Raw genomic sequence first — 25,766 nt, 5'->3', positions numbered from 1 at the left:
ATGGCCGTCACGCTCACACCGAGCACCGCGCCGGTGGCACCGCGCCGGCCCGTACGCGATCGACACCACCGTGGCGTCAGCCGCTGGGTGGTGCTCGCCCTGGTCACCCTCGGCGCGCTCGTCATGCTGGTGCCGTTCGCCTTCATGCTGCTCAACGCGTTCAAGTCGCCCGGCGACTACTCGTCGGGCGGGCCACTGAGCTGGCCGACGGAGTTCTACACCAAGGGTTTGCGCACGTACTGGACCGAGGTGAACTTCCCGCTGAAGTTCTGGAACTCGGCGCTCATCGCCGGCTCCGTGGCCGTGCTCGGCGTCGCTGTCTCACTGCTCAACGCGTACGCGCTGGGTATCGGCCGGGTCCGTGGCCGGCTCTGGATCGTCGGTCTCTTCCTGCTGGCCAACATGCTGCCGCAGGAGGCGCTGATCTACCCGCTGTACTACGTGGCGAAGCAGGTCGGCCTCTACAACACCCAGCTCTCGGTGATCATCATCTTCACCGTGATCCAGAGCGCGTTCGGCACCTACCTTCTCGCGTCGGTGCTGAGCACGTTCCCGCGCTCACTGCTGGAGGCCGCGGCACTGGACGGCGCCGGCAAGTGGACGGTGCTGTGGCGGGTGGTCTTCCCCAACCTGCGGCCCACCCTCGCGGTGCTGCTCATCTTCTTCTTCATCTGGACGTGGAACGAGTTCCTCATCCCGCTGGTCATGCTTATCGACAACCAGACGCAGACCATCCCGGTCGCGCTGGCGTCGTTGCAGGGCGACCGGCTGATGGACGCGCCGACCACAAACGCCGGCGCGCTGATCAGTCTCGTACCGGCCATCCTCTTCTTCCTCATCTTCCAGCGCACCCTTGCGCGCGGCATCACGGCAGGAGCCGAGAAGTGAAGTTCACCGACGGGTACTGGCAGCTGCGCCCCGGCGTCAGCGTCCTGCGCCCTGGCACCGTGGAGTCGGTCGAGCCGGACGAGCGCGGCTTCACCGTCTTCGCACCGACCGGTCAGATCAACGGCCGCGGCGACACCCTCAACCGGCCGATGGTCACGGTCCGGTTCTTCTCCCCCGCCCCCGGCGTCATCGGGGTGACCATCGCCCACCACACCGGTGGGCTGCCCCGCGAGCCGCACTTCGGGCTGAGCACCGACGAGACGCACCCGGTCACCGTCGACGTCACCGGGCTCAGCGCGACGCTGACCACCGGCGAGCTGACCGCGCGGGTCGCGCTGATCGACGGGTGGCGGGTCGACTTCCTGCACGGCGACCGGGTGGTCACCGCGTCCACCGGGCGCAGCATCGGCGTCGTCACCGACGCCGAGGGCCGCCCGCACGTGCACGAGCGGCTCGCCCTCGGTGTCGGTGAGACGGTGTACGGGTTGGGCGAGCGCTTCGGCCCGTTCGTCAAGAACGGGCAGACCGTCGACATCTGGAACGCCGACGGTGGCACCGCCAGCGAGCAGGCGTACAAGAGCGTGCCGTTCTATCTGAGCAGCGCCGGCTACGGGGTCTTCGTGGACCACCCGGAGCACGTGTCGTTCGAGGTCGGCTCCGAGGTCGTCACCCAGACCCAGTTCAGCGTCGAGGGCCAGTCGCTCACCTACTACGTCATCGACGGGCCCCACCCGAAGGACGTGCTGCGCCGCTACACCGCGCTCACCGGCCGCCCGGCCCGGATCCCCGCGTGGTCGTACGGCCTCTGGCTGTCCACGTCGTTCACCACCTCGTACGACGAGAAGACCGTGACCGAGTTCGTCGACGGGATGGCCGAGCGCGGGTTGCCGCTGTCGGTGTTCCACTTCGACTGCTTCTGGATGCGCCAGTTCCACTGGGTCGACTTCGTCTGGGACCCGGCTACCTTCCCCGACCCGGAGGGGATGCTGCGCCGGCTGCACGAGCGCGACCTGAAGGTGTGCGTCTGGATCAACCCGTACATCGCGCAGCGCTCCTACCTCTTCGAGGAGGGCCGCGAGGCCGGCTACCTGGTGCGCAACCCGGACGGCTCGGTCTGGCAGTGGGACAAGTGGCAGGCCGGCATGGCGCTTGTCGACTTCACCAACCCGGACGCGGTCAGCTGGTTCACCGGCAAGCTCAAGGCGCTGCTGGACATGGGCGTCGACTGCTTCAAGACCGACTTCGGTGAGCGCATCCCGACCGACGTGGTGTGGCACGACGGCTCGGACCCGCAGCGGATGCACAACTACTACGCGTACCTCTACAACAAGGCGGTCTTCGAGCTGTTGGAGACCGAGCGCGGCAAGGGCGAGGCGGTGGTGTTCGCCCGCTCGGCCACCACCGGCGGGCAGCAGTTCCCGGTGCACTGGGGCGGCGACTGCGAGTCGACGTTCGTCGCGATGGCCGAGTCGCTGCGCGGCGGCCTGTCCCTGGCGGCGTCCGGCTTCGGCTACTGGAGCCACGACATCGGCGGCTTCGAGGGCACCCCCGACCCGGCGGTGTTCAAGCGGTGGGTCGCCTTCGGGATGCTCTCCTCGCACTCCCGGCTGCACGGGTCCGGCTCGTACCGGGTGCCGTGGGCGTACGACGACGAGGCCGTCGACGTGCTGCGGCACTTCACCCACCTCAAGCTCAGCCTGATGCCGTACCTGGCGGCCGCCGCCGAGGAGGCACACCGCGACGGTACGCCGATGATGCGCCCGATGTTCCTGGAGTTCCCGGACGACCCGGCCACCGCGTACCTGGACCGGCAGTACATGCTCGGCCCCGACGTGCTGGTCGCTCCGGTGCTCAGCGCCGACGGTGACGTCACGTACTACGTACCCGCCGGCACCTGGACGCACCTGATCACCGGCGCGCAGGTCACCGGCCCGGCCTGGGTGACCGAGAAGCACGGCTTCGACAGTCTGCCGGTGCTGGCCCGACCCGGCGCGGTCATTCCGTTCGGCTCCCGCACCGACCGACCGGACTACGAGTGGGCCGACGATGTGCGGCTGCGCGTATACGCACCGACCGAGGGGCAGCGGACCCGGGTACGGGTACCGTCACCCGGCGACGGACCGGGCGCCGAGTTCGACGTGCGCTACGAGGGTCAGACGGCCAGTGCCGAACTGGTCGCCGGCACCTCGACGGGCTACATCTGCGAGATCCAGGGGACGGAACGATGACGCAACACCACTTCCCGGAGAGCTTCGTCTGGGGCTCGGCTACGGCGGCGTACCAGATCGAGGGCGCGGCCACCGAGGATGGACGCGGACCGTCCATCTGGGACACCTACAGCCACACCCCCGGTCGGACCCTCAACGGCGACACCGGCGACGTGGCCGCCGACCACTACCACCGCTGGGCCGACGACCTCGGGCACATCGCCGATCTCGGGCTAGGCGCGTACCGGTTCTCCATCTCCTGGCCGCGCGTGCAGCCGGGCGGCTCGGGCCGGTTCAACCAGGCGGGCATCGACTTCTACTCGCGGCTGGTGGACGGGCTGCTGGAGCGCGGCGTCCGCCCGGTGGCCACCATGTACCACTGGGACCTGCCGCAGGAGTTGGAGGACGCCGGCGGCTGGGCGACGCGGGAGACCGCGCTGCGCTTCCAGGAGTACGCGGCGGGCATCGTCGGCGCGCTGGGCGACCGGGTGCACACCTGGACGACGCTCAACGAGCCGTGGTGCTCGGCGTACCTGGGCTACGCCTCCGGTGTGCACGCGCCGGGTCGGACCGAGCCGGCGGCGGCGCTGGCCGCGGTGCACCACCTGAACCTGGCGCACGGCCTGGCCGGCCGGGTGGTGCGCGAGCTGGCCCCGTCCGCCGAACTGTCGGTGACGCTGAACCTGCACGTCATCCGGGGCGCATCCGACTCCGCCGCCGACCAGGACGCGGTCCGGCGGATCGACGCCCTGGCCAACCGGGCGTTCCTCGGCCCGATGCTGGACGGGGCGTACCCGGCCGACCTGCTGGCCGACACCGCCTCCGTCACCGACTGGTCGTTCGTCCGCGAGGGCGACGAGAAGCAGATCGCGGTGCCGCTGGACGTGCTCGGGGTCAACTACTACTCCAGCACGTTGGTCCGGGCCTGGGACGGGGTGTCGGCCCGCTCCGACGCCGACGGGCACGGCGCGTCGACCTCGACGCCGTGGGTAGCCGCGGACGACGTCGACTTCCTGCCGCAGCCCGGCCCGTACACGGCGATGGGTTGGAACATCGACCCGCCGGCGCTGACCGAGCTGCTGCTGCGCCTGCAGCGCGAATACCCCAGCCAGCCGATGATGATCACCGAGAACGGCGCGGCGTTCGACGACGTGGTGTCGGCCGACGGCGGTATCCACGACGACCGGCGGATCGACTACCTGCGCCGGCACATCGGCGCGATGGCCGATGCCCGCGCGCAGGGCGCCGACGTGCGCGGCTACTTCGTCTGGTCGCTGCTGGACAACTTCGAGTGGGGCTACGGCTACGACCGTCGCTTCGGCATCATCCGGGTCGACTACGACACCCAGGTTCGCACCTGGAAGGACAGCGCCCACTGGTACCAGCGGCTCGCCGCCACCGGAGAGTTGGACCAGGCGTCGGCCTGACCGATGGTCTGCGCGTCGCCGTCACCCGCCCGCCGAGGGCTGGTGGCGGCGACGTCGTTTCCGGTGCAATGCTTGCCGCCACCCTACGAAGCTCCGCGACAACATTTGGCTCGCGATCGACGACGTGGCGTGGCCCCCTCGCCCGCCCAGACGGCGCGCACTGTGCCCGTGCGGCAGGGCCCCGATCACGGCCGGGGCAGGTCGGCGCAGAGTCTGCTCGGGAAGGTCGGCTCGGTGGCGCGGACACGTCCGCAGCCGGCGCTTGTCGAGTTGGCGATCGTGGCCCAACCGCCCTGGCCGGCCCATCGCAGGAAGTACCGGCGCACGTTGACAGACGAATCGCAGCCGGGCCGCGCCTCGGCACCGCACGGCACCGGATCGAACGGCACCGTCATGACCAACCAGGTGCCGTCGCAGCCCTCGACCGATCCGGTCGAGTGCCGGGACACATCCATGCCGCGGACCGCGACGCTTACCCACGCCGGGTCGCAGTGGTCCGTCGGCATCGGATCGCAACCGAACGTCGGGTCGCAGCGGTGGTACTCCGCGCCGTCGCGTTTCCACGGCTCCTGATTGAGCACGACGATCCGGCCGGCGATCGGCCCCGGCGCTGTCAACAGCACCTCGCCTGGCGTGTGGGTGGGGCAGGCCCCGACCACCCCGGACAAGCGCGAATCCTGCACCACGTTGGCGTGAATGCGGTTGTTCTCCTCGGTGAAGTAGGTGATTCGCGGATGCCGGGAGCATCCGTCCGCGGCACCCAGCAATGCCACGGTCAGCACGAGCGAGCGCGGGTCCGCGCTGACCCGGACGCCCGTGACATCAGCCTGGTAGGTGGACCAACCGGTGTCCGCGGCTGGGCCGACCTGCACGGGCGCTTCGCCCGGCCTGGCGCAGCCGACGAGCGCGGCCACGCACAGCAGGGCGGTGGCGAGTCGACGCATGACAACGAGTATCGCCGCTGGGCGGCCCGACACATCCGTACGGATACTCAGTGCGCCTCAGACCCCGACGCGCTGGGGCGGGACGGTGAGCCCGTACATCTCCATCAGCTCCGGAGTGTCGACCCGGCTGCCGTCGGCCACCGAGTCGCAGGCGATGTCGACGATCTGGTCCTTGTGCGCCAACAGGTACGGCCGGGCGCCCACGTCGGCGCTGGCCAGGGTGGCGATGCCGGGCCAGTGCCGGCGGCCGAAGAGCATCGGGTAGCCGCGCAACCCGTCGTAGGTGGCGCAGACCAGCACGTCCGGATACGGCAGCGCGGCCACCCGGCTGACCGCCTCGGCGGTCAGGCCCGGCATGTCGACCGGGACCACCACCACCGCCTCGATCCCCTCGTCGTCCATGGCGGCCAGGCCGGCACGGATGGACGAGCCGACTCCGGTGCCCCACGCCTTGTTGATCACAACCGTGGCCTTGCCCAGGTCGGCGGTCTCCTGGACCTGCTCGGCGGCGGCACCCAGCACGACCACGATCTGCTCGCAGCCCGCCTCGGTCATCGTGTCGATCATCTGATTGACCAGGGGCTTGCCGCCCTGATGCAGCAGCGCTTCGGGACCACCGATCCGTCGTCCCCCGCCTGCGGCGATGATCATTCCTGCGATCCGGTTCAGCTGCGCCCCCTCCAGCACGGGACGGACCGTGACCGATCCGTCCCCTCCTACGGACACTGCAACGAGGACGGCAGGTCGAGGGTGGCGGGGCGAAAAGGAGAAATAGCACAACCGTTACACGCCCGGCATCTCCCAGGGCGGTCGCGCCGTCGGTCAGGCCGCGTCGGCATAGCTGTCGACGATGGACAGATCCAGTGGGAACCGGACCGGCGTCGCACCGAAGAGCAGCGCGGAGGCTCGCTCGCCGGACCGGTGCACAGCCTCGGCCACCGCATCCGCCTGAGCGGCCCGAGCGTGCACGACCACCTCGTCGTGCTGGAAGAAGACCAGCTCGGCGTCGGTGCCGGACAGCTCCGTCCGCAGCGTGGCCAGCAACGTGGAGGCCCACTCCGCAGCCGTGGCCTGGATGACGAAGTTGCGGGTGAAGCGCCCCCGCGACCGCGCGGCGCGAGCCCGTGGACTGTGCGGATCGGCCGTACCCTCCGCAGCGGAGGGCTCATCGTCGAGATCACCGAACCCGGCCGAGCCGGGCGGGCACGTCCGCCCCAGCCACGACCGCACCAACCCACCCGTCTCACCGGTGCGCGCCGCCGCCTCGACGTAACCGAACGCCGTCGGGTAGCTGCGTTTCAGCACCGCCAACGCGGGCACCGCGGCCCCGCCGGTCTGCCCGTACATCGCGCCGAGCAGGGCCACCTTGGCCTTGGCCCGGTCGCCACCGAACGAGTCCCGGGCCAGGGCCGCGTAGAGGTCGCCGGCACCGCCCGCCGCCGCCAGCCGGGCGTCACCGGAGACCGCGGCGAGCACCCGAGGCTCCAACTGGCCGGCGTCGGCGACCACCAACCGCCAGCCCGGATCGGCCACCACCGCCCGCCGGATCACCTTGGGGATCTGCAACGCGCCACCACCCCGGGTGGCCCACCGGCCGGATACCACCCCACCCGGCACGTACTCCGGTTGGAACCGGCCTCCCCGCACCCACTGATCGAGCCAGGCCCAGCCGTGCGCCGTCCAGATCCGGTAGAGCTCCTTGTATTCCAGCACCAGCGGCACCGCCGGATGATCCACCCCGCGCAGCACCCAGGCCCGGGTGTTGGGCAACTCCACCCCGACCCGGGCGAACGCCTTCAGCAGCTCCGCCGGGGAGTCGGTGTGCAAGCTGCGTACGCCGAGCGCGTCGGCGATCCGGGCGGCCAGCTCGGCAAGGCGGCGGGGCGGACCACCGACCGGGGACGCCTCGCCGAGCAGCTCGTGCAGGATCTCGTTGTGCACGTCGGCACGCCACGGCAGCCCGGCGACACCCATCTCCACCGCGATCAGCGCGCCGGCCGACTCGGCGGCCACCAGCAGCCGGAACCGGCCGGGGTGCTCGGTCGCGGCGACGCGGGCGAGCTGGTCGGCGTACACCTGGGTCAGTGCCTCGATGCCCGGCCCCGACGGACCGGGCAGGGCGTCGAAGAGCGCGCCCTGGCCGTGCCCGGGCGGCGCGGCGGCGCGCGGCGGCGGGTCGGGCGGCACCGCGGCGCCGGTCAGCCGGGCCCAGGCCGCCGCCAGCGAACGGGGCTCACCCCAGCGGCCCGCGTGCCCGAGCAGCAACGCCTCGGTCAGCTCCACGTCGTGACACCTGTCGACCCGGACGCCGGCGCGCAGCAGCATCGGGTAGACCGCCGTGGCGGTCGACCAGACCCAGCGCGGGTGCGCGGAGGCCTCACGCGCGGCGACCGCCGTGACCAGGTCGGCGACGACCTCGGTCGGGCCGGTCGGTCGGCCGGTGGCGTCCAGCGGGCACAGCGCTCCCCCGCCCCGCTCGTCGGACACCACCGCCACCAGCACGAACGCGATTCTGCCTCTCCCGTGCGACAGGAACGGAGGCGCACCTCACCATGATCGGGTCGGTGGGGTGTCGGGGTCGGTCGGTAGCGTGATCGGGTGCCTCCGCAGATCCCGCATCCCGATCCTGGCACTCCCGACACCCGCGGCCCGATGCGCTACCTCTGGTGGCTGGCCCGCCGCCAACCCTGGCGGGTGCTGCGCGGCAGCCTGCTCGGCACAGCCTGGATGGTCGGGCTGTCGGTGCGGCCCTACCTGATCGCCCGAGCCGTCGACGACGGGCTACGCGCACGTGACACCCGCGCCCTGGCGCTCTGGATCGCGGCGATCGTCGTCGCCGGTGTGGGCCTCTCCTACCTGGGCATCATGCGGCACCGCACGATGACCTTCCTGCGGGAAGATGCCAAGGCCCGCTCGGCGGAGGTCCTGCTGCGTCACCTGTCCCGGGTCGGCGCGGTGCTGCCCCGCCGGGTCGGGGCCGGCGAGGTCTCCACCATCGGCGGCTCCGACATCGACTGGACGGCGCAGGTGCTGACACTGACCGGGCCGGGCGTCGGCGCGGTCGTCGCCTACGGGGTGATCGCCGTGGTGCTCTGGTCGATCTCCCCGATGCTCGCGCTCTGCGTGCTGCTGGGAGTGCCGGTGGTCGGTCTGGTCGTCGGGCCGCTGCTGCGCCGCCTGGAGCGGGTCGAGTCGGCCTACCGCCGGCAGCAGGGCGCGCTCACCGCCCGATCCGGCGACATCGTGGCCGGGCTGCGAGTGCTCGCCGGGGTGGGTGGACGGGATTTGTTCGCCCGGCGGTACGCGACCCGCTCGCAACAGCTGCGCGCCGAGGGCTACCGGGTCGGCGCGGTCAACAGTTGGATCGACGCGGCGATCGTCGCCATTCCCGGGCTGTTCCTGGCGGCGGTGGTGTGGCTGACCGCGCGGATGGCGGTGACCGGTGACGTCAGCATCGGCGAGTTGGTCGCCGTCTACGGCTACGTGGCGACGCTGATCGTGCCGGTCTGGTTCCTGCTGGAGGGCAGCTACCAGCTCATCCGGGGGCGGGTCGCCGCCCGGCGGATCACCGACCTGCTCACCGTGACACCCGACGACGTCGGCGGCCCGGGTCGGCGGTGGCCAGCCTACGTGCCCGAGGCGGGTCTCCCGGCCTCCGTGCCCCTCGCACGCCGGCCGGGTGACCTGACCGCGCCGGACGGCCCCGCCGACCTGCACGACCCGCTGACCGGGCTGACCGTGCGCGCCGGGCTGCTGACCGGGGTGGCGGCGGACGACCCGGCGGCGGCCGTGGCGTTGGCCGACCGGCTCGGCCGGTACGTCGCCAGCGAGGCCACCTGGGGCGGCGTGCCGCTGAGCGGGATCGCCCTGGACGAGGTCCGCGCGCGGATCCTCGTCGCCGACCACGACTCGTACCTCTTCGCCGGCACGCTGCGCGACATCCTGCGCGCCGGGGCCGACGACGATGACGAGCGGATCGACGCGGCCCTGCGGACCGCCTCGGCGCAGGACATCGTCGACGCCCTGCCGGGCGGGCTGGACACCCCGGTCGACGCCCGCGCCCGGACGCTCTCCGGCGGGCAGCGCCAACGCATCCGCCTGGCCCGGGCACTGCGCACCGAGCCGGAGGTGCTGATCCTCGTCGACCCGACGTCGGCGGTGGACGCGCACACCGAGGCGCGGGTCGCCGAGCGGCTGCGCGCCGCGCGGGCCGGACGGACCACCGTGGTGATCGCCGCGTCGCCACTGCTGCTCGGCCGGGCCGACCTGGTCGCGCACCTGAGCGCCGGCCGGATCACCGCCACCGGCAGCCACACCGACCTGCTCGAGGGCGACCCGGGCTACCGGCACCTGGTGGCTCGGGGCAGCGAGGATCCCGACATCGCGCAGCCCACCGACACCGAGGAGGCGTACCGGTGAGCCGACTGCCGGTGGCCGACCGCGGCACCGTACGCCGGGCCCTGCGGGACATGATCAGCCGGCACCGACGCGCCGTCGGGTTCGTGCTGGTGCTGCACAGCGCCGCCGCGGTCGCCGGGCTCGCCCCGCCGTGGCTGCTCGGCACCATCGTCGACCGGGTCACCGCAGGCGCGGGCGTGGCCACGGTGGACCGGCTGGCACTGGCCATCGCCGGCTGTGTCCTGGTCAGCGCGTTGCTCTCTCGCTACGCCCAGTACGCCGGCCATCGCTTCGGCGAGCGCGCCGTCGCCGAACTGCGTGAGGAGTTCGTCTCCCGAACTCTCGGGCTGCCCGTCTCGGTCGTCGAGCGCGCCGGCTCCGGGGACCTGGCCACCCGCAGTTCGGTCGACGTGGCGACGGTCGGGACCACCGTCCGGGACGTGGTGCCCACCATCGTCATCGCCACGGTGCAGTTGACGTTGCTGTTCGGGGCGGTCTTCCTGCTGCATCCGCTGCTCGGGCTGGCCGGGTTGGCCGGGCTCCCGTCGATCGTGGCGGTGACCCGCTGGTACCTGCGCCGGGCCAGCTCGGCGTACCTCACCGAGGGCGCCGCGGCGGCCGAGCTGACCGAGACGCTGACCACCACCGCCGAGGGCGCCCGCACGGTGGAGGCGCTGCGGCTGACCGACGACCGGATCCAGCACGGCACCACCCGCATCACCCGGGTCTGGCGGGCCCGGCGGGCGACCCTCGCGCTGCGTACCGTGTTCTTCTCGGTCGTCGAGGCCAGCTACCCGCTGCCGGTCGCCATGGTCCTGCTCGTCGGTGGCTTCCTGCTCTCCCGGGACATGCTGTCGCTCGGGGCGGTGGTCGCCGCCGCGCTCTACCTGCAACAGGCGATCGACCCGTTGGACCGGCTGTTGCAGTGGACCGAGCAGGCGCAGCGCGGCTTCGCGTCGTACGCCCGGGTGCTCGGCGTCGGCCTGGTCCCACCGGAGCCGCCCGGCACGACGGCCTCGTCCCGGGGTGAACGGCTCGTCGTCTGCGGCGCGCGGTTCTCCTACTCCGACGGGCCGGACGTGCTGCACGGTATCGACCTGGAGGTGCAGCCCGGTGAGCGGCTGGCCATCGTCGGCCCGTCCGGCGCCGGCAAGTCCACCCTGGCCCGGTTGTTGGCCGGGATCGACGCGCCGCGGCACGGTGTGGTCAGCATCGGCGGCTGCCCGGTCACCGACCTCGACCCGGCCGAGCGACGCCGCCGGATCGCCCTGGTCACCCAGGAGCACCACGTCTTCATCGGCTCGGTGCGCGACAACCTGTCGTTCGCCGCGCCCGACGCCTCCGACGATCAGATGCGCGCCGCGCTGGTCACCGTGGGCGCCGACTGGTACGCCGAGTTGCCCGAAGGTCTGGACACCGCCCTCGGCGACGGGGCCCGGCAGCTCGGTGCGGCCGAGGCCCAGCAGCTCGCGCTGGCCCGGTTGGTGCTCGCCGACCCGCACACGCTGATCCTCGACGAGGCGACCGCCGCGCTCGATCCGAGCACCGCCCGTCGGACCGAGCGGGCGCTGGCCGCCGTGCTGGTCGGGCGGACCGTCATCGCGATCGCGCACCGGCTCAACACCGCGCATGACGCCGACCGGGTCGCCGTGCTCGCCGACGGCCGGATCACCGAGATCGGCAGCCACGACGAGCTGGTCGCGGCCGGTGGGGCGTACGCCGCCCTGTGGCGCTCCTGGCACACCCCGGCCGACGAGCACCGGAGATGACGAAGGGGCACCTCGTTGCCGAGGTGCCCCTTCTGGTCACGCTGCTCACCTGCCGACTGGGGTCGCTTACTTGCCGACGCCCGCGGTGAGGCCGGACTGCACCTGCCGTTGGAAGATGATGTAGACCACGAGCACCGGGAGCATCGCCATGGTCACCCCGGCGAAGAGGCCGGACCAGTCGGACTTGTAGCCCTGGTTGACCGAGAGTTCGATCAGGCCCTGGGCGATCACCTGGTTCTTCGGCTCTCCCCCGACCGACTGCATGAGCAGGGTCGGCAGGTACCACTGGTTCCACTGGCCCAGCACGTTGAAGATGCCGATGCTGATCAGGCCGGGCTTGGACATCGGCAGCATGACGCTGAAGAAGAGTCGGCTGTGCGATGCGCCGTCCACCATGGCCGCCTCGGCGATGGTGTTGGGCAGCGTACGGAAGAACGAGTGCATGAAGAAGACTGTGAACGACAGTGACCAGGCGACGTAGACCAGGATCAGCATGAGGTGCTTGTTCGGGCCGAGCAACGGGAAGTAGACGCTCGTGTTGTAGACACCCTTGAACAGCGGCACCGCGGCCAGGTAGATCGGCAGGGTCAGGCCGGAGAGGAACACGTAGTAGATCAGCCGGTTGCCTCGGAACTCGTAGCGAGCCAGCGCGTACGCGGCCATCGAGCCCAGCAGCATGGTGAGGGTGACGCTGCCGGCCAGCACCAGCACGGTGTTGAGGAAGAACGACCCGAGGTGCCCCGCGCTCCAGGCTCGGGCGAAGTTGTCCCAGTTGAGCTTCGCCGGGATCAGGGACAGCGGCTGGCGGATGACCTCCGAGTCGGTCTTCAGCGCCGACATCACCACCCACAGCAGCGGGTAGATCACCATCACTGCCCAGACCAGCAGGAAGACGTGGGAGAAGCCGTTGAAGAACCTGCCGCCGACCGCGGCTGCCGCAGACCCGCCCGCAGCACGCGCGGGTGGCGTGTCCGGGCTCTGCTCGGGACGGGTCAGACCATCGTGAGTCGCTGTGCTCATCGTCCAGCCTCCTCAGTACTCGATACGCTCACGACGGGTGATCCTGAGCTGCGCAGCCGCGAGCAGGATCGTGAAGATCGCCAAGGCGACACCCATCGCGCAGGCGTAACCGAACTGGCCCTTCTGGAACGCGGTGAAGTTGAGCACCGACGCGAAGATCTCACTGGCGTGGTTCGGGCCGCCCTGGCTGGGCGTCATGACGAAGACCAGGGCGTACATGTCCAGTGCGATGAAGCCCAGGTAGACCCAGGCAACCGAGACGGTGTCCCGCAGCAGCGGCAACGTGATCCGGAAGAAGGTGTGGAAGCGGCTGGCCCCGTCCAGGAGCGCCGCCTCGAAGATGTCTTTCGGGATGGACTGCATCGCCGCGCTGAAGAGCACCATGTAGAAACCCGCGCCGCTCCAGACCGCGATCAGCAGCAGCCACCACAACACCGCCGGTACGCCGAGGAACGGCTCCGGGTCGGAGGTGAAGGCGATCGGGTTGTCCGCGTCGACCAGACCGATCTTGATCATCAGGCCGTTGATCAGGCCCTGGCCGTCGCTCCGGTAGATCTGCTGCCACATCACGGCGATGACCACGAGTGACAGCACCTGCGGGAAGAAGAAAATGATCTTGTAGATGCCGGAGCCGAACACCCCTCGGATGCCGGCCCTGTCCTCGCGTCCGCCCACATTGAGCAGGAACGCGAGGAACAGGGCCAGCGCGATGGTGAACAGCGGCACGGTGATCAGGAAGAAGACGTTGTGCCAGAAAGCCTTCCTGATCAACTCATCCGACAACAGCCGGACGTAGTTGTCCAGACCGACGAAGTTCTGGGTGTTCGAGTAACCACCCCAGTCGGTCAGCGAGTACCCCGCCGCCTGCACGAAGGGCCACACCACATAGAAGAGGTACAGCCCAAGCGGCAAGGCCAGGAAACCCGTGACGAAACGCGCAACACCGTGCCGCATGGTCACTCACTTCTCTAGCTGATCGGGCCTGTCAGGCGGTGCGGGTCTGCTTCTTGACCGAGGAGTCCTTCGCGACCTTGTCCGCGGCCGCCTGCATCTTGTCGACAAACTGCTGTGCGGTGAGGCGCCCCGCCATCAGCTCCTCGGCCAGGTTCTGGCTCTCCTTGTCCAGGTCGGCGTAGAAGTCCGGGAACTTGACCGAGATGAGCTCCCCGCTGCCGCCCTTGACCAGACTGTTCGCGCTGTTCAGCGCGGTGTCCTGGACGTTGTCGCCGGACCCCTTGGTGGAGGCCAGCGACTTGGTCAGCTCGGCGAACTTCGCCGAGCCGGCCTTCGAGAGGATGGCCCGCAGGAACTCCTTCGCGGCCTCCTTGTTCGGGGCCTTGCTGGGCACCACGAAGCCCTCGCCGGAGGAGGCGTAGACGTCCTTGGGGGCCTTGTCTCCGGGCTTGCTCCAGTAGTCCGACATGGTCAGCTCGAAGCCCGGCGGGATGGTCGCCGACATCTCGTTCTTCAGCCAGGTGCCGACCTGGATGAAGGCGGCCTTGCCGTCGAGCCACGCCTGCTGCGACTGGGTGTGGTCGAGCTTGCCCGGCAGCAGCAGCTTGTCCTTGACCAGCTTCTCCCACGGCTCCAGCGCCGCGACGATGCCGTCGGCCTTCCAGGCGTTGTCCTTCAGGTTGTCGATGTCGATGATCGGCTGCTTGCCGACGGCCTTCCAGATGCTGGCGAACAGCGCCCATCGCGGGTAGTAGCCGTGCGCGGCATCGTGCACGTACGGCGCGATGCCCTTGGCCTTGATCTTCGGCGCCAGGGCGAAGAACTCGTCCCAGGTGGTCGGGGCGGTCCAGCCCTCACGCTTGAACAGCGCGGCGTTGTGCCAGTTACCCCAGACCGTGTAGGCCACGTTCACGACGTAGAACTTGCCGTTCTGGGTGCCGTCGGTGACCGTGCCCGGCAGCAGCGTGTCGGCCACCGTGCCCTCGCCGTCCCAGGCGGGAGCGGTGAGCAGGTCGTCGAGCGGCTCGATCGCACCCTCATTGATCAGCGTGCTGCGGTCCATCATGTCGGCGCCCGAGTTCATCACCAGGTCGCTCGGCTGAGTCGCCATCTTCGGCTGTTCTTCGGTCTTGATCTTCTGGGTGGAGCTCATGTTGACCGTGATGTTCGGGTGCTTGGCGTTGAAGACGACCTTGTCTTCCTTGGCCCACTGGTCGCCCAGGCCACCGTTGAAGACGACCACCTTGACGGCGCTGCCGTCCTTGACACCGAACGGGTTGTCCTTGCTCTTCGCCGCACCGCTGTCCGCGGACTTGGTCGGCTCGCTGCCGGCACAGGCACTCAGCATGCCCGCGGCCGGAACGGCGAGCAGACCCGCCGCCGCGGCGCGCTGCAACAGGATCCGGCGGCTCAGGTCACCGATGTTCTCGGGGGAATCCGACATCTTTGACTCTCCTTGTGGTGTCGGGTCAAGCGGTACGCCGGAGACGCCCGGCGTACCGCGACTCGAGGGCGAGGTTGTGCTCGTCCCCGCCGGGGACGTTGGCGGAGAGGTAGATAGGGGGTACCTCCCCGGCCTGGTGGAACCGTCGCACGACCTCCGCGGTCAGCAGCTGCGCCAGCAGCGCCGTGGTGACCGAGGAGACCGCGCAGACCGCGCCGCCGCCCTCGAGCGGCAGCAGTGCATCGCCGTACGGCGCGCCGTTGTCCAGCACGACGTCGGCGAGGTCGGCGAGCCGATGCCCGGACGGGTGCCGTGGCGCCACCCGTGCGGTGTGCTCGACCGACGTGACCGCGATCAACGGGTGACCGCGCTCGGTGACCAGCGCCGCCAGCTCGACCACCGAGCCGTTGATGCCGGATTGGGACGCCACCACGAACACGTCGCGCGGCTGGGGCGCCGCGAGCGCGTAGATCTGGTGGGCGATGGAGGGATCACGTTCCAGCTTGGGGTCGGCGAGCACGTCGCGCGGGGCGTCACCGTGCAGCACCAGGTCCCGTACCGAGAGCCGGTTGGTGGGGACCAACCCGCCGGCCCGGGCCACCAGCTCGGCGGCGAACGCCTCCGAGTGCCCAGCGCCGAACGCCTGGAGCACGCCACCGTCGCGCAGGCTGTCGGCGATCAGGTCGGCAGCCCGGGTGATCCCGTCGGCCTCCGAGTCGAGTAGCCGGTCGAGCACCGGGCGGACGGCGTCCGCGTACCCCTGGGCGCTGATCATGAAAGGGCTCCCTTCGCTGCCTTGTGCCCATCGACGGCCTGCGCGGTCCGGCGGAAGGCCGCGTGCGCGCGATCGTGCGTGCGTTGGGCGACGGCGATGTAGAGCAGGTCGAGCACCACCAACTGGGGGTGCCGGGCGGAGAGCGCGTCCGGCCGGAAGGTGGTCGCCTGGCTCGCCGTGAGCAGCACGATGTCGGCCAGCTCGGCCAACGGTGAGCGGGGAAACCCGGTGAGCGCGAGCGTGGTGGCGCCCCGGCTGCCCGCCTCGGCGAGCATCTCGATCGTTTCCCGGGTCTGCCCGGTGTGCGAGATGCCCAGCGCCACGTCCCCCGTCCGCAACAACGCGGCGCTGGCCAACCCCTCGTGCACGTCGTTCCAGGCCCACGCCGCCACACCGATGCGATGGAGGCTGAACTGCATCTCCTCGCCGACCAGCGCGCTGCCGCTGGCGCCGAAGATGTTCACCCGGTTGGCGCCGGCGATCGCCACCGCGGCCCGCTCCACCTCGGTGAGGTCGAGCAGGGTGGCGGTGTCGTGCATGGCCCGGGTGTCGGCGGCCATGATCTGGTCGAGGACCCGGGCGAGCGGGTCGCTGGGCTGGATCTCCCGTCCGATGTCGACGGTCCACCCGGCCGAGCGCGCTCGGCCAGTCTCGGAGGCGATGCCCAGCCGCAGGTCGGCGTACCCCTCGAAGCCCATCGCCCGGCAGAAGCGGGTGATGGTCGCCGGCGAGGTGCCGCTGCGCTCGGCCAACTCGACGATTGTCGAGCGGGCGGCGGCCTCCGGGTCGCTGAGCACGTGCTCGGCGACGCGGCGCAGGGCACCGGTCAACTCGCCGAGCCCGTTGCGGACGCGGGCCAGCACCCCGTCGGAGGCTGAGCTCCTTCGATCGATCGCGTCGGCGTCGACCACCGCGGTCCCCGCGGCGGTGTCCACCTCGTGATCAACCATGGGTCGCCTCAGCTTTCCGAAAAGCTTGTTAACTGTTAGTGGTAAAAGTTCTTACTGAAGGCCCCTCTGTGTCAAGACTGTGGGAGAAGTTTTCAAACTGTTACCTGGCGCACAGCCCCTCGCGCTCGCCACAACTTGCCCCGCACGACGCCGCCGACCAGCATGAACAAGCTAGATCGCCGTTCGACGCAAGGAGCCCCATGCCGATGTCCGACACCGTCGTGGTGGGTCTCGATGTCGGCGGTACGTCCACCCGGGCGACCGCCCTCACCCTCACCGGGCAACGCGTCGGCACCGGCCGTGCCGGCGGTGGCAACCCCACCAGTCACGGCGCCGAACGCGCCGCCGCCGAGTTGCTGACCGCACTGCGCGAAGCGCTCGCCGACCTCGACCCGACGCGGGTGGCCGCCGGCACCATCGGGCTCGCCGGAGCAGGCCGCCTGCTCGCCGACCCGGCCGGGCGGGCCGCCTTCGACCGGGCCTGGCACGACGCCGGCCTGCGCTGCCCGTACGAGGTGCACGGCGACGCCCTGGTCGCGTACGCCTCCGGCACCGCAGCCCTGGACGGCACCATCCTCATCGCCGGCACCGGAGCGATCACCGCACAGGTCCACGAGCTGCGCCTCGACCGGATCGCCGACGGCCACGGCTGGCTTCTCGGCGACGCCGGCTCGGGCTTCTGGCTCGGTCGGGAAGCGGTGCGCCGACTCCTCGCCGACCTGGACGCCGGGCACGCCCCAGGCGCGCTGGCCACCACGGTCCTCACCAAGCTGGTCGGCAACGCCGACATCGCCGCCCGCCCCCGGGACACCGTCGACGCCACCATCCAGGCGGTGACCCGTCAACCCCCCATCGAGCTGGCTCAGCTCGCGCCGCTGGTCGTCCACGCCGCCACCCACGGTGACCCGGTCGCCACCGCGCTGATCACCGAGGCCGCGGCGCACCTCACCGAGAGCATGAGCCGCATCCGCCCGACCGGGGCAGTGACACCGATCGTGCTCGGTGGCGGTCTGCTCACCGCGGACACCCCGCTGGCCACCGCCGTCCGGGTCGAGATCGCTCGGCGCTGGCCGGACGCGCCACTGCGTACCGCCGGAGACGGGGCCGCCGCCGCAGCCTGGCTCGCCGCCCGCGGCCTACCCGAGGTGACCGACCCGGCCGCCCTACACGCCCACCTCTTCCCCACCACCTGACCCACCCGGGCCACGTCACGCCACGCCACGCCACGCCCGGTCATGATCGTGCTCGAACCAGGATGTAGTGGCCTCCTGCCGCGAGGTGGGGACTACAACAACGATCGAGCACGATCATGGCCGGCGGGGCGGTGGGGTGGGCGCTACTTGAGTTGGCCGGCGGTGAGGCCGGTCTGCACCTGGCGCTGGAACGCCACGTAGACGGCGAGTACCGGGAGCACCGCGATGCTCAGCCCGGCGAAGAGCCGCGCGTAGTCACCGGCGTAGCCCTGGCTGACCGAGAGCGCGAAGAGCCCCTGCGCCAGCATCCACTTGGACTCGTCGCCCTGCAACAGGACCTGCGGCAGCAGGAACTGGTTCCAGTGGCTGAGGAAATTGAAGATCGCCACGCTGATCATTCCCGGACGCGCCATGGGCAGCATCACCCGGAAGAAGAGCCGGAAGTGGCCGCAGCCGTCGACGAGTGCGGCCTCCGCCACCGAGGTCGGCAGGGTCCGGAAGAACGCGGTCAGGAAGAACACCGTGAACGGCAGCGAGTAGGCCGCGTACACGAGGATCAGCCCGAGCCAGGTGTTGAAGAGCCCGGCGTTGCGGACCACGAAGAACAGCGGCACCAGGGCGAGGAACACCGGGAACATCAGGCCGCCGACGAACAGGTAGTAGACGACCTGGCGGCCACGGAACTCGTACCGGGCGAAGACGTACGCGGCGGTGGCGCCCATCAGCATGGTGAGGCTGACCGAGCCGGTCACCACCACCAGGCTGTTGAGGAAGTACCGGCCGATGTGCGCGCCGGTCCAGGCCCGCGCCCAGTTGTCCAGGTGCAGCGCGCCGGGCAGCCCCCAGGGGTCGGCGAGGATCTCGCTGTTGGTCTTGAACGAGCTGATGAACATCCAGAGCAGCGGCAGGACGGTGAGCAAGCCCCAGAGCAGCAGGAAGCCGTGCGACAGGGTGTTGGCCACGCCGAGTTCCCGGCGCACCGGGCGGTCGCGGCTGGTCACCGGGGTCGGGGCGGTCGCAGTGGGCTGATCCAGAGTGGTCAAGAGTACTCGATCCGTTCGCGCCGGCCGACCCGCAGCGACAGCACCGCCACCGAGAGGGTCAGGAAGAACATCACCACGCCGATCGCCGAGGCGTAGCCGAACTTGGTCTCGCTGCCGAAGGCGGTGTCGTACATCCGTACGCCGATCACGTCGGTGGAGAAGTTCGGCCCGCCGTTGGTCATCAACTGCACGAGGATGAACCCGTCCAGGGCGAAGATGGCCAGGTAGACCCAGGCGACCTGGACGGTGTCCCAGAGCAGCGGCAGGGTGACCCGGCGCAGGGTGGTGAACCGGGACGCGCCGTCGAGCAGCACCGCCTCGTAGATCTCCTTCGGCACGGCCGACATCGCCGCGCCGAACAGCACCACGTAGAAGCCGACGTTGCTCCAGACCATCACCGCCAGCACGCACCAGAAGGCGGTCGCCGGGTCACCGAGCCAGGTCGGCGCGGGTAGGCCGACCGCGTGTACGGCAGCGGTGAGCAGCCCCTGGTTGGGGTGGTACACCTCCTTCCAGAGCAGCGCGATGATCACCACGGAGAGCACCTGCGGAAAGAAGTAGACAGTGCGGTAGAGCGCGCCGCCGCGTACTCCGGTCACGCCGGCGCGGCCCTTGCGCCCACCCATGGCGAGCATGGTGGCGAAGAAGAGCCCCAGCACGATGGTCAGGACCGGCACCAGACCCAGCAGGATCGCGTTGTTCTTCAGCGCGTTCCACACGTAGTCGTCGTGCCACAGGGTCTTGAAGTTCGCGAGGCCGACCGGGTTGGCGTCGGCCGAGTAGCCGAGCCAGTCGGTGGTGGAGATCTGGAACGCCTGGAGGTACGGCGAGACGACGAAGAAGACGTACAGCAGGACCGGCGGCACCAGGAACGTGACGATCAGCGGCCACTTGCCATGTTTCACGAGTTGGACCTCTTCCGTTGGGGTACGGCCGGTGGGGGCGGATCTCTCCCCCACCGGCCGGGCGGTTCAGGCCGCTCGCTTGTACTTCTTGATCGAGCTGTCCTGGGCGATCGAGTCGGCGCCCTTCTGACACTGTTCGAGGAACTCCGCGGGGCCGATCCGGCCGCTGAAGAACTCGCCGCACGCGGCGTCGACGAGGTTGCGCTCCAACTTGCGGTAGAAGTTGTTGTAGACCCAGTTGAAGCCGTTGGCGCCGGACGCGTCGAGGGCCTTGACCACGGTGGTCAACCCGTACGGCAGCTCGACGCCCTCGGTGGCGCCGGCGACCACGGTGAGGCTGGCGACCTTCTTCGTGAAGTCCTGAGCGCCCTTGCGGGAGAGCATGGTCCGGAAGTACTCCAGGCCACCGGCGACGTTGCGGGCCTTGGCCGGCACCATGAACGGCTCCCCGGCGGTGCCCCGGATCGCCTCGAACGGCAACTTGTCGCCGCTGCCCAGGCTCGGCGTCGGCGCGATGGTCATGTTGAACCCGGCCGGGGTGACGTCCTTCTGCTCGCTCTCCAGCCAGGAGCCGCAGGAGATGAAGGCGGCCTTGCCCTGGCACCACGCGGTCTGCGACTGCTTGTGGTCCAGGCCGGGCGAGCCCTCCAGGATGTACTTGTCCTTGACGATCTGGTGCCAGGCGTCGGCGGCGGTGCGCATCGCGTCGGACTTCCAGGCGTTCGGCTCCAGGTTGTCGATGGCGGTCGCCACCGACGGGCCGCCGAACTTGATCGCGGTGGCGATCAGGGGCCAGCTCATGTAGCGCGGGTGCAGGCCGGCGTACGTCCAGGGGGCGATGCCGGCGGCCTTGATCTGCTTGCAGAGCGCGATGTGCTCGTCCCAGGTCTTCGCGTACGACCAGCCGCGGTCGGCGAAGAGCTTGGCGGAGTGCCAGATGCCGTAGGCGGTGTAGGTGTAGTTGAGCACCAGGAACTTGCCGTCGTAGGAGCCGACCTCGACCGCGCCGGGCAGCAGCGTGTCCTTGACGGTCTTGCCGGGGATGTCGAGGCTCGGGGCGGTCAGCAGCTCGCCGAGGTCGGCGACGGCGTTCTGGCTGACCAGGCCGTTGAAGTCGATCTGGCCGGAGCCGGAGTTGTTGACCACGTCCGGCGGGGTGCCGTCGACGAAGCGCGGCTGGAGGGTCTTGCTGATCTCCTGGGTGGAGGAGTGCTTGATCTTCGCCTTCGGGTACTTCTCGGTGTACATGGCCTCGTGGGCCTTGGCGTACTCCTCGCCGAACCCGCCGCCGAAGATCACCACTTCGAGGGGGGCGTCCTCCTGCACGCCGAGCGGGTTCTGGGCGCTCTTGGTGCCCCGGTAGGTGTCGGCATCGTTCTTGTCACCGCCACCGGCGGTGGCGCAGCCGGACAGCAGCCCGGCGGCGGGGGTGGCCAGCAGGCCGGCAGCGGCGCTGCGCCGCAGGATGTCACGCCTGTTCATGGGGGTCTCCTCGGGTCGGGTCGGGCGGATCGCCGGTGAAAAGGGGGAGGCGTCCGCCACGCGAGGCACGATTATTCTCTTCAGTTAAGGCTCTGTTCTTGAAGAATTTCTACGACAGCCTGGCCCGGACTTCAACCCCTGACGGTCGAACCGTTATCACCACCGGCCGCCGTCGGGTCGCCTAACCTGGGGCCATGCGCCGTCTGCGCCAGCTGGCCGAGCGCACCCCCGCTGGGCGGGAACGGTACGTCGACCTGCTCCGCGCGCTCGCCATCACCCTGGTCGTTTTCGGACACTGGGCGGTCACGGTGATCGGACGTGACACCGCCGGGCAGGCCACCGGGCACTCCGCCCTCGGCGACCTGCGGTGGGCCTACCCGCTGACCTGGCTGGCCCAGGTGATGCCGGTCTTCTTTCTGGTCGGCGGCTACGCCAACGCGGCCTCGCTGACCCGGCTGCGGGCCCGCGGCGGCGACGCCGCCGGCTGGCTGATCGACCGCAGTGCCCGCCTGGTCCGCCCCACCAGCACGCTGCTGCTGGTGCTCACCGCCGCGGCGGCGGTCGCCTGGCTACGCGGGGCCGACCCGACCCAGATCCGCGAGGTGTTCTGGTTCGCCACCATTCCGCTGTGGTTCCTGATCGCCTACCTGGCGACGGTCGTGCTCACCCCGCCGATGTACGCGCTGCACCGCCGCCTCGGCCTGGCTGTGCCGCTGGTGCTCGTCGCACTGGTCGGCCTCGGCGACCTTGGCCGGTTGACCGGGCCGGAGGAGCTGAGCTACGGCAACTACCTGTTCGGTTGGCTCGCCGTGCACCAGCTCGGCTTCGCCTGGCACGACACCCGCGCCGGGCCGTCGACTCCCGACCAATCGGGGGTACGCCGACGACGGCTGCCCATCTCTCGCCGGGCCGGCCTGGTGTTCCTGGTGGGCGGGTTTGGCGCGGTGCTGCTGCTCACCGTGCTCGGCCCCTGGCCGGTGGCCATGCTCAAGGTGCCCGGCGAGCGGCTCGACAACGCCGCGCCGCCCAGCCTCGCGTTGCTGGCCGTCGCCGCCGGCCAGGTCGGGGTGATCCTGCTGCTGCGCGGCCCGGCGGAGCGGCTGCTGCGCCGCACCGGGCCATGGCAGCTGGTGATCGGGGTCAACCTGGTGGTGCTGACCGTCTTCCTCTGGCACCTGACCGCCGCGATCCTGCTGATCGGGCTGCTCGACGCGATCGGGACGCTGCCCACCCCGGCGGTCGACTCGGCCGCCTGGTGGGCCTGGCGGGTGCCCTGGTTGCTGCTGCTCAGCGCCGTCCTGGCGGTGCTGGTCGCCATCTTCGGGCCGGTGGAGGCGCGCAGCGGGCGGCACCGCACCGGGCGTCGGGCCGGTCGGGGCACACCCACCCGAATGGCGTTGGCGGTGGCCGCGTACGCCGCCGTGGTGGCCGCGCTGCTGCTCAACAGCACGACTGGGCAACAGGCCCCGGAGCCGCTCGGCACGCCCGTCCCGGCACTGGTGGCCTACCTGGCCGGGGCGGGCGTGCTGCGACTGCTCAGGTCTGGGTGGGGAACCCGAGGTTGACCCCGCCGTGGCGCGGGTCCAACCAGCGGCTGGTGACGACCTTGCCCCGGGTGAAGAAGCGCACCCCGTCCTCGCCGTGGGCGTGCAGGTCACCGAAGAGCGACGACTTCCAGCCGCCGAACGAGTGGTACGCCATCGGCACCGGGATGGGCACGTTGATCCCGACCATGCCCACCTCCACCTCGTGCTGGTAGCGCCGGGCCGCGCCGCCGTCGTTGGTGAAGATCGCCGTGCCGTTGCCGTACGGGCTGGCGTTGACCAGCTCGACCGCCTCGTCGTACGAGCCGACCCGGACCACGCTCAGCACCGGCCCGAAGATCTCGTCGGTGTAGATCGACATGTCCGGGGTCACCCGGTCGAACAGCGTCGGGCCGAGCCAGAACCCGTCCGGGTCGCCGTCCGGCGTCACGTCCCGCCCGTCCACCACCGGCACCGCGCCGGCCGCCACACCGGCGTCCACGTAGGCGCGCACCTTCGCCTCGTGCGCGGCGGTGACCAGCGGGCCCATGTCGCAGCCCCGTCGACCGTCGCCGGTGCGCAGACTCCGCACCCGCTGGGCGATCCGCTCGACCAGCGCGTCCGCCACCGGCTGGACCGCCACCAGCACCGAGATGGCCATGCACCGTTCCCCCGCCGAGCCGAACCCGGCGTTGACCGCCGCGTCGGCAGCCAGGTCCAGGTCGGCGTCCGGGAGCACCACCATGTGGTTCTTCGCGCCACCGAGCGCCTGCACGCGCTTGCCGGCGGCCGTGCCGCGCTGGTAGACGTACCGGGCGATCGGGGTGGAGCCGACGAACGACACCGCCCGCACCTCCGGGTGCTCCAACAGCGCGTCGACCGCCTGCTTGTCGCCGTTGACCACGTTGAGCACCCCGTCGGGCAGGCCGGCCTCGGCGAACCACTCGGCCAGCAGCAGCGCCGCGCTCGGGTCCTTCTCGCTCGGCTTGAGCACCACCGCGTTGCCACAGGCCACCGCCACCGGCACGAACCACAGCGGCACCATCACCGGGAAGTTGAACGGGGAGATCACCGCGACCACTCCGAGCGGCTGCCGGATGGTGTACGAGTCGACCTCGGTGGACACGTTCTCGCTGAACGCGCCGCGCAGCGCCGACGGCAGCCCGCACGCGTACTCGATGACCTCCAGGCCGCGCTGCACCTCACCGGCGGCGTCGGCGAGCACCTTGCCATGCTCGGCGGTGATCACCTCGGCGAGCCGGTCCCGGCGGGCGTGCACCAGCTCACGGAAGGCGAAGAGCACCGCCGACCGCCGGGCCAGCGACGCGTCCCGCCAGGCTCGCGCGGCGCGGGCGGCGGCCTGCACCGCGACGTCGACGTCCGCGGTCGAGGCCAGCTCGACCTCGGCGGTACGCCGACCGGTCGCCGGGTCGAACACGTCAGCACGCCGCTCGGACGTGCCGCCGACCCGCTTGCCGTCGATGAAGTGACCGATGCTCACGCCGCCACCCCCGCAGCCGAACGGATCGCGTCGACGAGGATCGCCAAGCCCTCCCGGGCCTCCTCCTCGGTAAGCGTCAACGGTGGCCCCATCCGCAGCACGTTGCCGTGCAGACCGCCCTTGCCGGTCAACAGGCCGCCTTCGCGGGCGGCTTCGAAGACCCGGTTGGTCAGCGCCGGGTCCGGTTCACCGCTGCCCGACCTGACGAACTCGACGCCGAGCATCAGCCCCTTTCCGCGTACCTCGGCGACGCAGTCGAGATCGCCCACGGCGGACCGCAGGCCGTCGGCGAGGATCGCGCCGACGCGGGCCGCGTTGGCCTGGAGGTCGTGCGCGATCAGGTAGTCGAGCACCGCGTTGCCGGCCGCTGTGGAGATCGGGTTGCCGCCGAAGGTGGAGAAGCTGATGGCCGACACCGATTCCAGCACCTCGGCCCGGCCGACCACCCCGGCGAGGGCGAACCCGTTGCCGATGCCCTTGGCGAAGGTGAGCAGGTCCGGGGTGATGCCGTGCGCCTGGTAGCCCCAGAAGTGCTCCCCGGTACGCCCCCAGCCGGTCTGCACCTCGTCGGCGATGAACAGGATGCCGTGCTCGTCGAGGACCTTCTTCCAGCCGGCGAAGAGCCCGTCCGGTGGGTGCACGAACCCGCCCACGCCCTGGATCGGCTCGGCGATGAGCGCGGCCACGTCGCCTGCGGTCTGGGTGGCCAGCACCTCGCGCAGGTCCTCCACCGCCGCGTCGACCTGCTCGTCGGCGCTGAGCCGGGCCAGCAGACCGCGCACCCGGTCACCCGAGTGCAGCCAGGCCACCTGGAGCGGGTTGAGGCCGCTGGCCGACCAGGTGCGGTTGCCGGTGACGCCCATCGTCGCGTACGACCGGCCGTGGTAGCTGTTACGCACGGCCAGGATCTGGTGCGAGCGGCGGTGGTTGGTGGCGACCAACAGCGCCGCCTCGTTCGCCTCGGTGCCGGAGTTGGTGAAGAACACCCGGGCGTCCGGGATGCCGGAGCGCTGGGCGATCTTCTCGGCCAGCTCCACCTGTTGGCGAATCAGGTAGAGCGTCGAGGTGTGCGCGATGCCGGTGGCGAGCTGCCGCTCGACGGCCTCCCGGATCTCCGGGATGTCGTACCCGATCATGTTGGTCAGCACGCCGCCGAAGAAGTCCAGGTAGCTGCGCCCCTGTGCGTCGGTGACCCGGCGGCCCGCACCGGACACCAACTCGATCGGCTCGGCGTAGTACAACGGCATCCAGGACGGGAGCACGGCCCGGTGCCGGGCCAGCAGGTCGTCGGTCATCGTGGCAACCCTTCAGCGGCGTTCGTGGATACCGCACGCTCCCACCGC

The 25,766-nt window shown here is 70.6% G+C and carries 20 protein-coding genes; 7 read left to right on the top strand and 13 right to left on the bottom strand.

Going from position 1 to position 25,766, the window contains the following annotated elements:
- The 3 genes from IF46_RS0126955 to IF46_RS0126945 are packed head-to-tail and all read left to right on the top strand — an operon-like array spanning position 1 to position 4,522.
- Entirely contained in the window at positions 1-888 is an 888-nt protein-coding gene (locus IF46_RS0126955; protein ID WP_030491190.1) for a carbohydrate ABC transporter permease, read from the top strand.
- Positions 885-3,116 (top strand): alpha-xylosidase, encoded by a 2,232-nt coding sequence (gene yicI / locus IF46_RS0126950; RefSeq protein ID WP_030491189.1) that lies wholly within the window; start codon positions 885-887, stop codon positions 3,114-3,116. Before IF46_RS0126955 ends, yicI begins: the two co-directional genes overlap by 4 nt.
- Positions 3,113-4,522, top strand: coding sequence for a GH1 family beta-glucosidase (locus tag IF46_RS0126945; RefSeq protein ID WP_030491188.1), 1,410 nt, complete (start codon positions 3,113-3,115; stop codon positions 4,520-4,522). The genes yicI and IF46_RS0126945 overlap by 4 nt, the downstream gene beginning before the upstream one ends.
- Before the next feature lie 185 nt (positions 4,523-4,707).
- On the opposite strand, the gene IF46_RS33440 is transcribed toward IF46_RS0126945, so the two are convergent.
- The 3 genes from IF46_RS33440 to IF46_RS0126930 form a co-directional block, all read right to left on the bottom strand.
- Positions 4,708-5,466 carry a hypothetical protein gene (locus tag IF46_RS33440; RefSeq protein WP_051724208.1) on the bottom strand — a complete coding sequence of 253 codons (759 nt, stop codon included), beginning with the start codon at positions 5,464-5,466 and terminating at the stop codon, positions 4,708-4,710.
- A gap of 57 nt (positions 5,467-5,523) precedes the next feature.
- Entirely contained in the window at positions 5,524-6,117 is a 594-nt protein-coding gene (locus IF46_RS0126935) for a nucleotidyltransferase family protein (protein WP_030491186.1), read from the bottom strand.
- A 171-nt stretch (positions 6,118-6,288) separates the two neighbouring features.
- Positions 6,289-7,998: a bifunctional 3'-5' exonuclease/DNA polymerase gene (locus IF46_RS0126930; RefSeq protein WP_030491185.1), complete on the bottom strand. Its 1,710-nt coding sequence runs from the start codon at positions 7,996-7,998 to the stop codon at positions 6,289-6,291.
- A gap of 120 nt (positions 7,999-8,118) precedes the next feature.
- Between IF46_RS0126930 and IF46_RS0126925 the strand changes: the two genes are divergently transcribed.
- Entirely contained in the window at positions 8,119-9,885 is a 1,767-nt protein-coding gene (locus IF46_RS0126925; protein WP_051724207.1) for an ABC transporter ATP-binding protein, read from the top strand.
- Between the two features lie 50 nt (positions 9,886-9,935).
- Positions 9,936-11,633, top strand: coding sequence for an ABC transporter ATP-binding protein (locus tag IF46_RS0126920; RefSeq protein WP_232234188.1), 1,698 nt, complete (start codon positions 9,936-9,938; stop codon positions 11,631-11,633).
- A gap of 66 nt (positions 11,634-11,699) precedes the next feature.
- Here the strand turns inward: IF46_RS0126920 and IF46_RS0126915 are convergent, their stop codons facing one another.
- The 5 genes from IF46_RS0126915 to IF46_RS0126895 form a co-directional block, all read right to left on the bottom strand.
- Complete coding sequence (locus IF46_RS0126915; RefSeq protein WP_232234187.1) at positions 11,700-12,503, bottom strand: carbohydrate ABC transporter permease; 804 nt, start codon at positions 12,501-12,503, stop codon at positions 11,700-11,702.
- 162 nt (positions 12,504-12,665) lie between these two features.
- The gene (locus IF46_RS0126910) at positions 12,666-13,607 is read right to left on the bottom strand and encodes a carbohydrate ABC transporter permease (protein ID WP_030491181.1); all 942 of its coding nucleotides are present in this window, start codon (positions 13,605-13,607) and stop codon (positions 12,666-12,668) included.
- 31 nt (positions 13,608-13,638) lie between these two features.
- Positions 13,639-15,051 carry an N-acetylglucosamine/diacetylchitobiose ABC transporter substrate-binding protein gene (gene ngcE / locus IF46_RS0126905; protein ID WP_030491180.1) on the bottom strand — a complete coding sequence of 471 codons (1,413 nt, stop codon included), beginning with the start codon at positions 15,049-15,051 and terminating at the stop codon, positions 13,639-13,641.
- Between the two features lie 25 nt (positions 15,052-15,076).
- The gene (locus IF46_RS0126900) at positions 15,077-15,826 is read right to left on the bottom strand and encodes a sugar isomerase domain-containing protein (RefSeq protein ID WP_030491179.1); all 750 of its coding nucleotides are present in this window, start codon (positions 15,824-15,826) and stop codon (positions 15,077-15,079) included.
- Positions 15,823-16,776 (bottom strand): MurR/RpiR family transcriptional regulator, encoded by a 954-nt coding sequence (locus tag IF46_RS0126895; RefSeq protein ID WP_030491178.1) that lies wholly within the window; start codon positions 16,774-16,776, stop codon positions 15,823-15,825. The genes IF46_RS0126900 and IF46_RS0126895 overlap by 4 nt, the downstream gene beginning before the upstream one ends.
- A gap of 206 nt (positions 16,777-16,982) precedes the next feature.
- Between IF46_RS0126895 and IF46_RS0126890 the strand changes: the two genes are divergently transcribed.
- Positions 16,983-17,969 carry an N-acetylglucosamine kinase gene (locus IF46_RS0126890; protein WP_030491177.1) on the top strand — a complete coding sequence of 329 codons (987 nt, stop codon included), beginning with the start codon at positions 16,983-16,985 and terminating at the stop codon, positions 17,967-17,969.
- Between the two features lie 143 nt (positions 17,970-18,112).
- Here the strand turns inward: IF46_RS0126890 and IF46_RS0126885 are convergent, their stop codons facing one another.
- The 3 genes from IF46_RS0126885 to ngcE (IF46_RS0126875) all read right to left on the bottom strand — a co-directional run bounded on the left by IF46_RS0126885 (position 18,113) and on the right by ngcE (IF46_RS0126875) (position 21,399).
- Positions 18,113-19,012, bottom strand: coding sequence for a carbohydrate ABC transporter permease (locus IF46_RS0126885; protein ID WP_051724206.1), 900 nt, complete (start codon positions 19,010-19,012; stop codon positions 18,113-18,115).
- A complete protein-coding gene (locus tag IF46_RS0126880; protein WP_030491175.1) occupies positions 19,009-19,917 on the bottom strand; it encodes a carbohydrate ABC transporter permease in 909 nt (302 codons plus the stop codon). Before IF46_RS0126880 ends, IF46_RS0126885 begins: the two co-directional genes overlap by 4 nt.
- A 66-nt stretch (positions 19,918-19,983) precedes the next feature.
- On the bottom strand, positions 19,984-21,399 hold the full coding sequence (gene ngcE, locus IF46_RS0126875; protein WP_030491174.1) for an N-acetylglucosamine/diacetylchitobiose ABC transporter substrate-binding protein: 1,416 nt from the start codon (positions 21,397-21,399) through the stop codon (positions 19,984-19,986).
- Between the two features lie 194 nt (positions 21,400-21,593).
- On the opposite strand from ngcE (IF46_RS0126875), the gene IF46_RS0126870 reads away from it, so the two are divergent.
- Complete coding sequence (locus tag IF46_RS0126870; protein WP_030491173.1) at positions 21,594-22,964, top strand: acyltransferase family protein; 1,371 nt, start codon at positions 21,594-21,596, stop codon at positions 22,962-22,964.
- On the opposite strand, the gene IF46_RS0126865 is transcribed toward IF46_RS0126870, so the two are convergent.
- Together IF46_RS0126865 and IF46_RS0126860 are read right to left on the bottom strand one after the other, a co-directional pair.
- Complete coding sequence (locus IF46_RS0126865) at positions 22,936-24,423, bottom strand: CoA-acylating methylmalonate-semialdehyde dehydrogenase (RefSeq protein ID WP_030491172.1); 1,488 nt, start codon at positions 24,421-24,423, stop codon at positions 22,936-22,938. The two genes, IF46_RS0126870 and IF46_RS0126865, sit on opposite strands and share 29 nt — an antisense overlap.
- Positions 24,420-25,718, bottom strand: a complete 1,299-nt coding sequence (locus IF46_RS0126860; RefSeq protein ID WP_030491171.1) for an aspartate aminotransferase family protein — start codon at positions 25,716-25,718, stop codon at positions 24,420-24,422. Before IF46_RS0126860 ends, IF46_RS0126865 begins: the two co-directional genes overlap by 4 nt.
- Positions 25,719-25,766: the final 48 nt, after the last annotated feature.

This window comes from Micromonospora chokoriensis (assembly GCF_000718555.1).
Classification (GTDB): Bacteria; Actinomycetota; Actinomycetes; order Mycobacteriales; family Micromonosporaceae; genus Micromonospora; species Micromonospora chokoriensis_B.
This window is presented reverse-complemented; position numbering and strand designations above follow the sequence as displayed.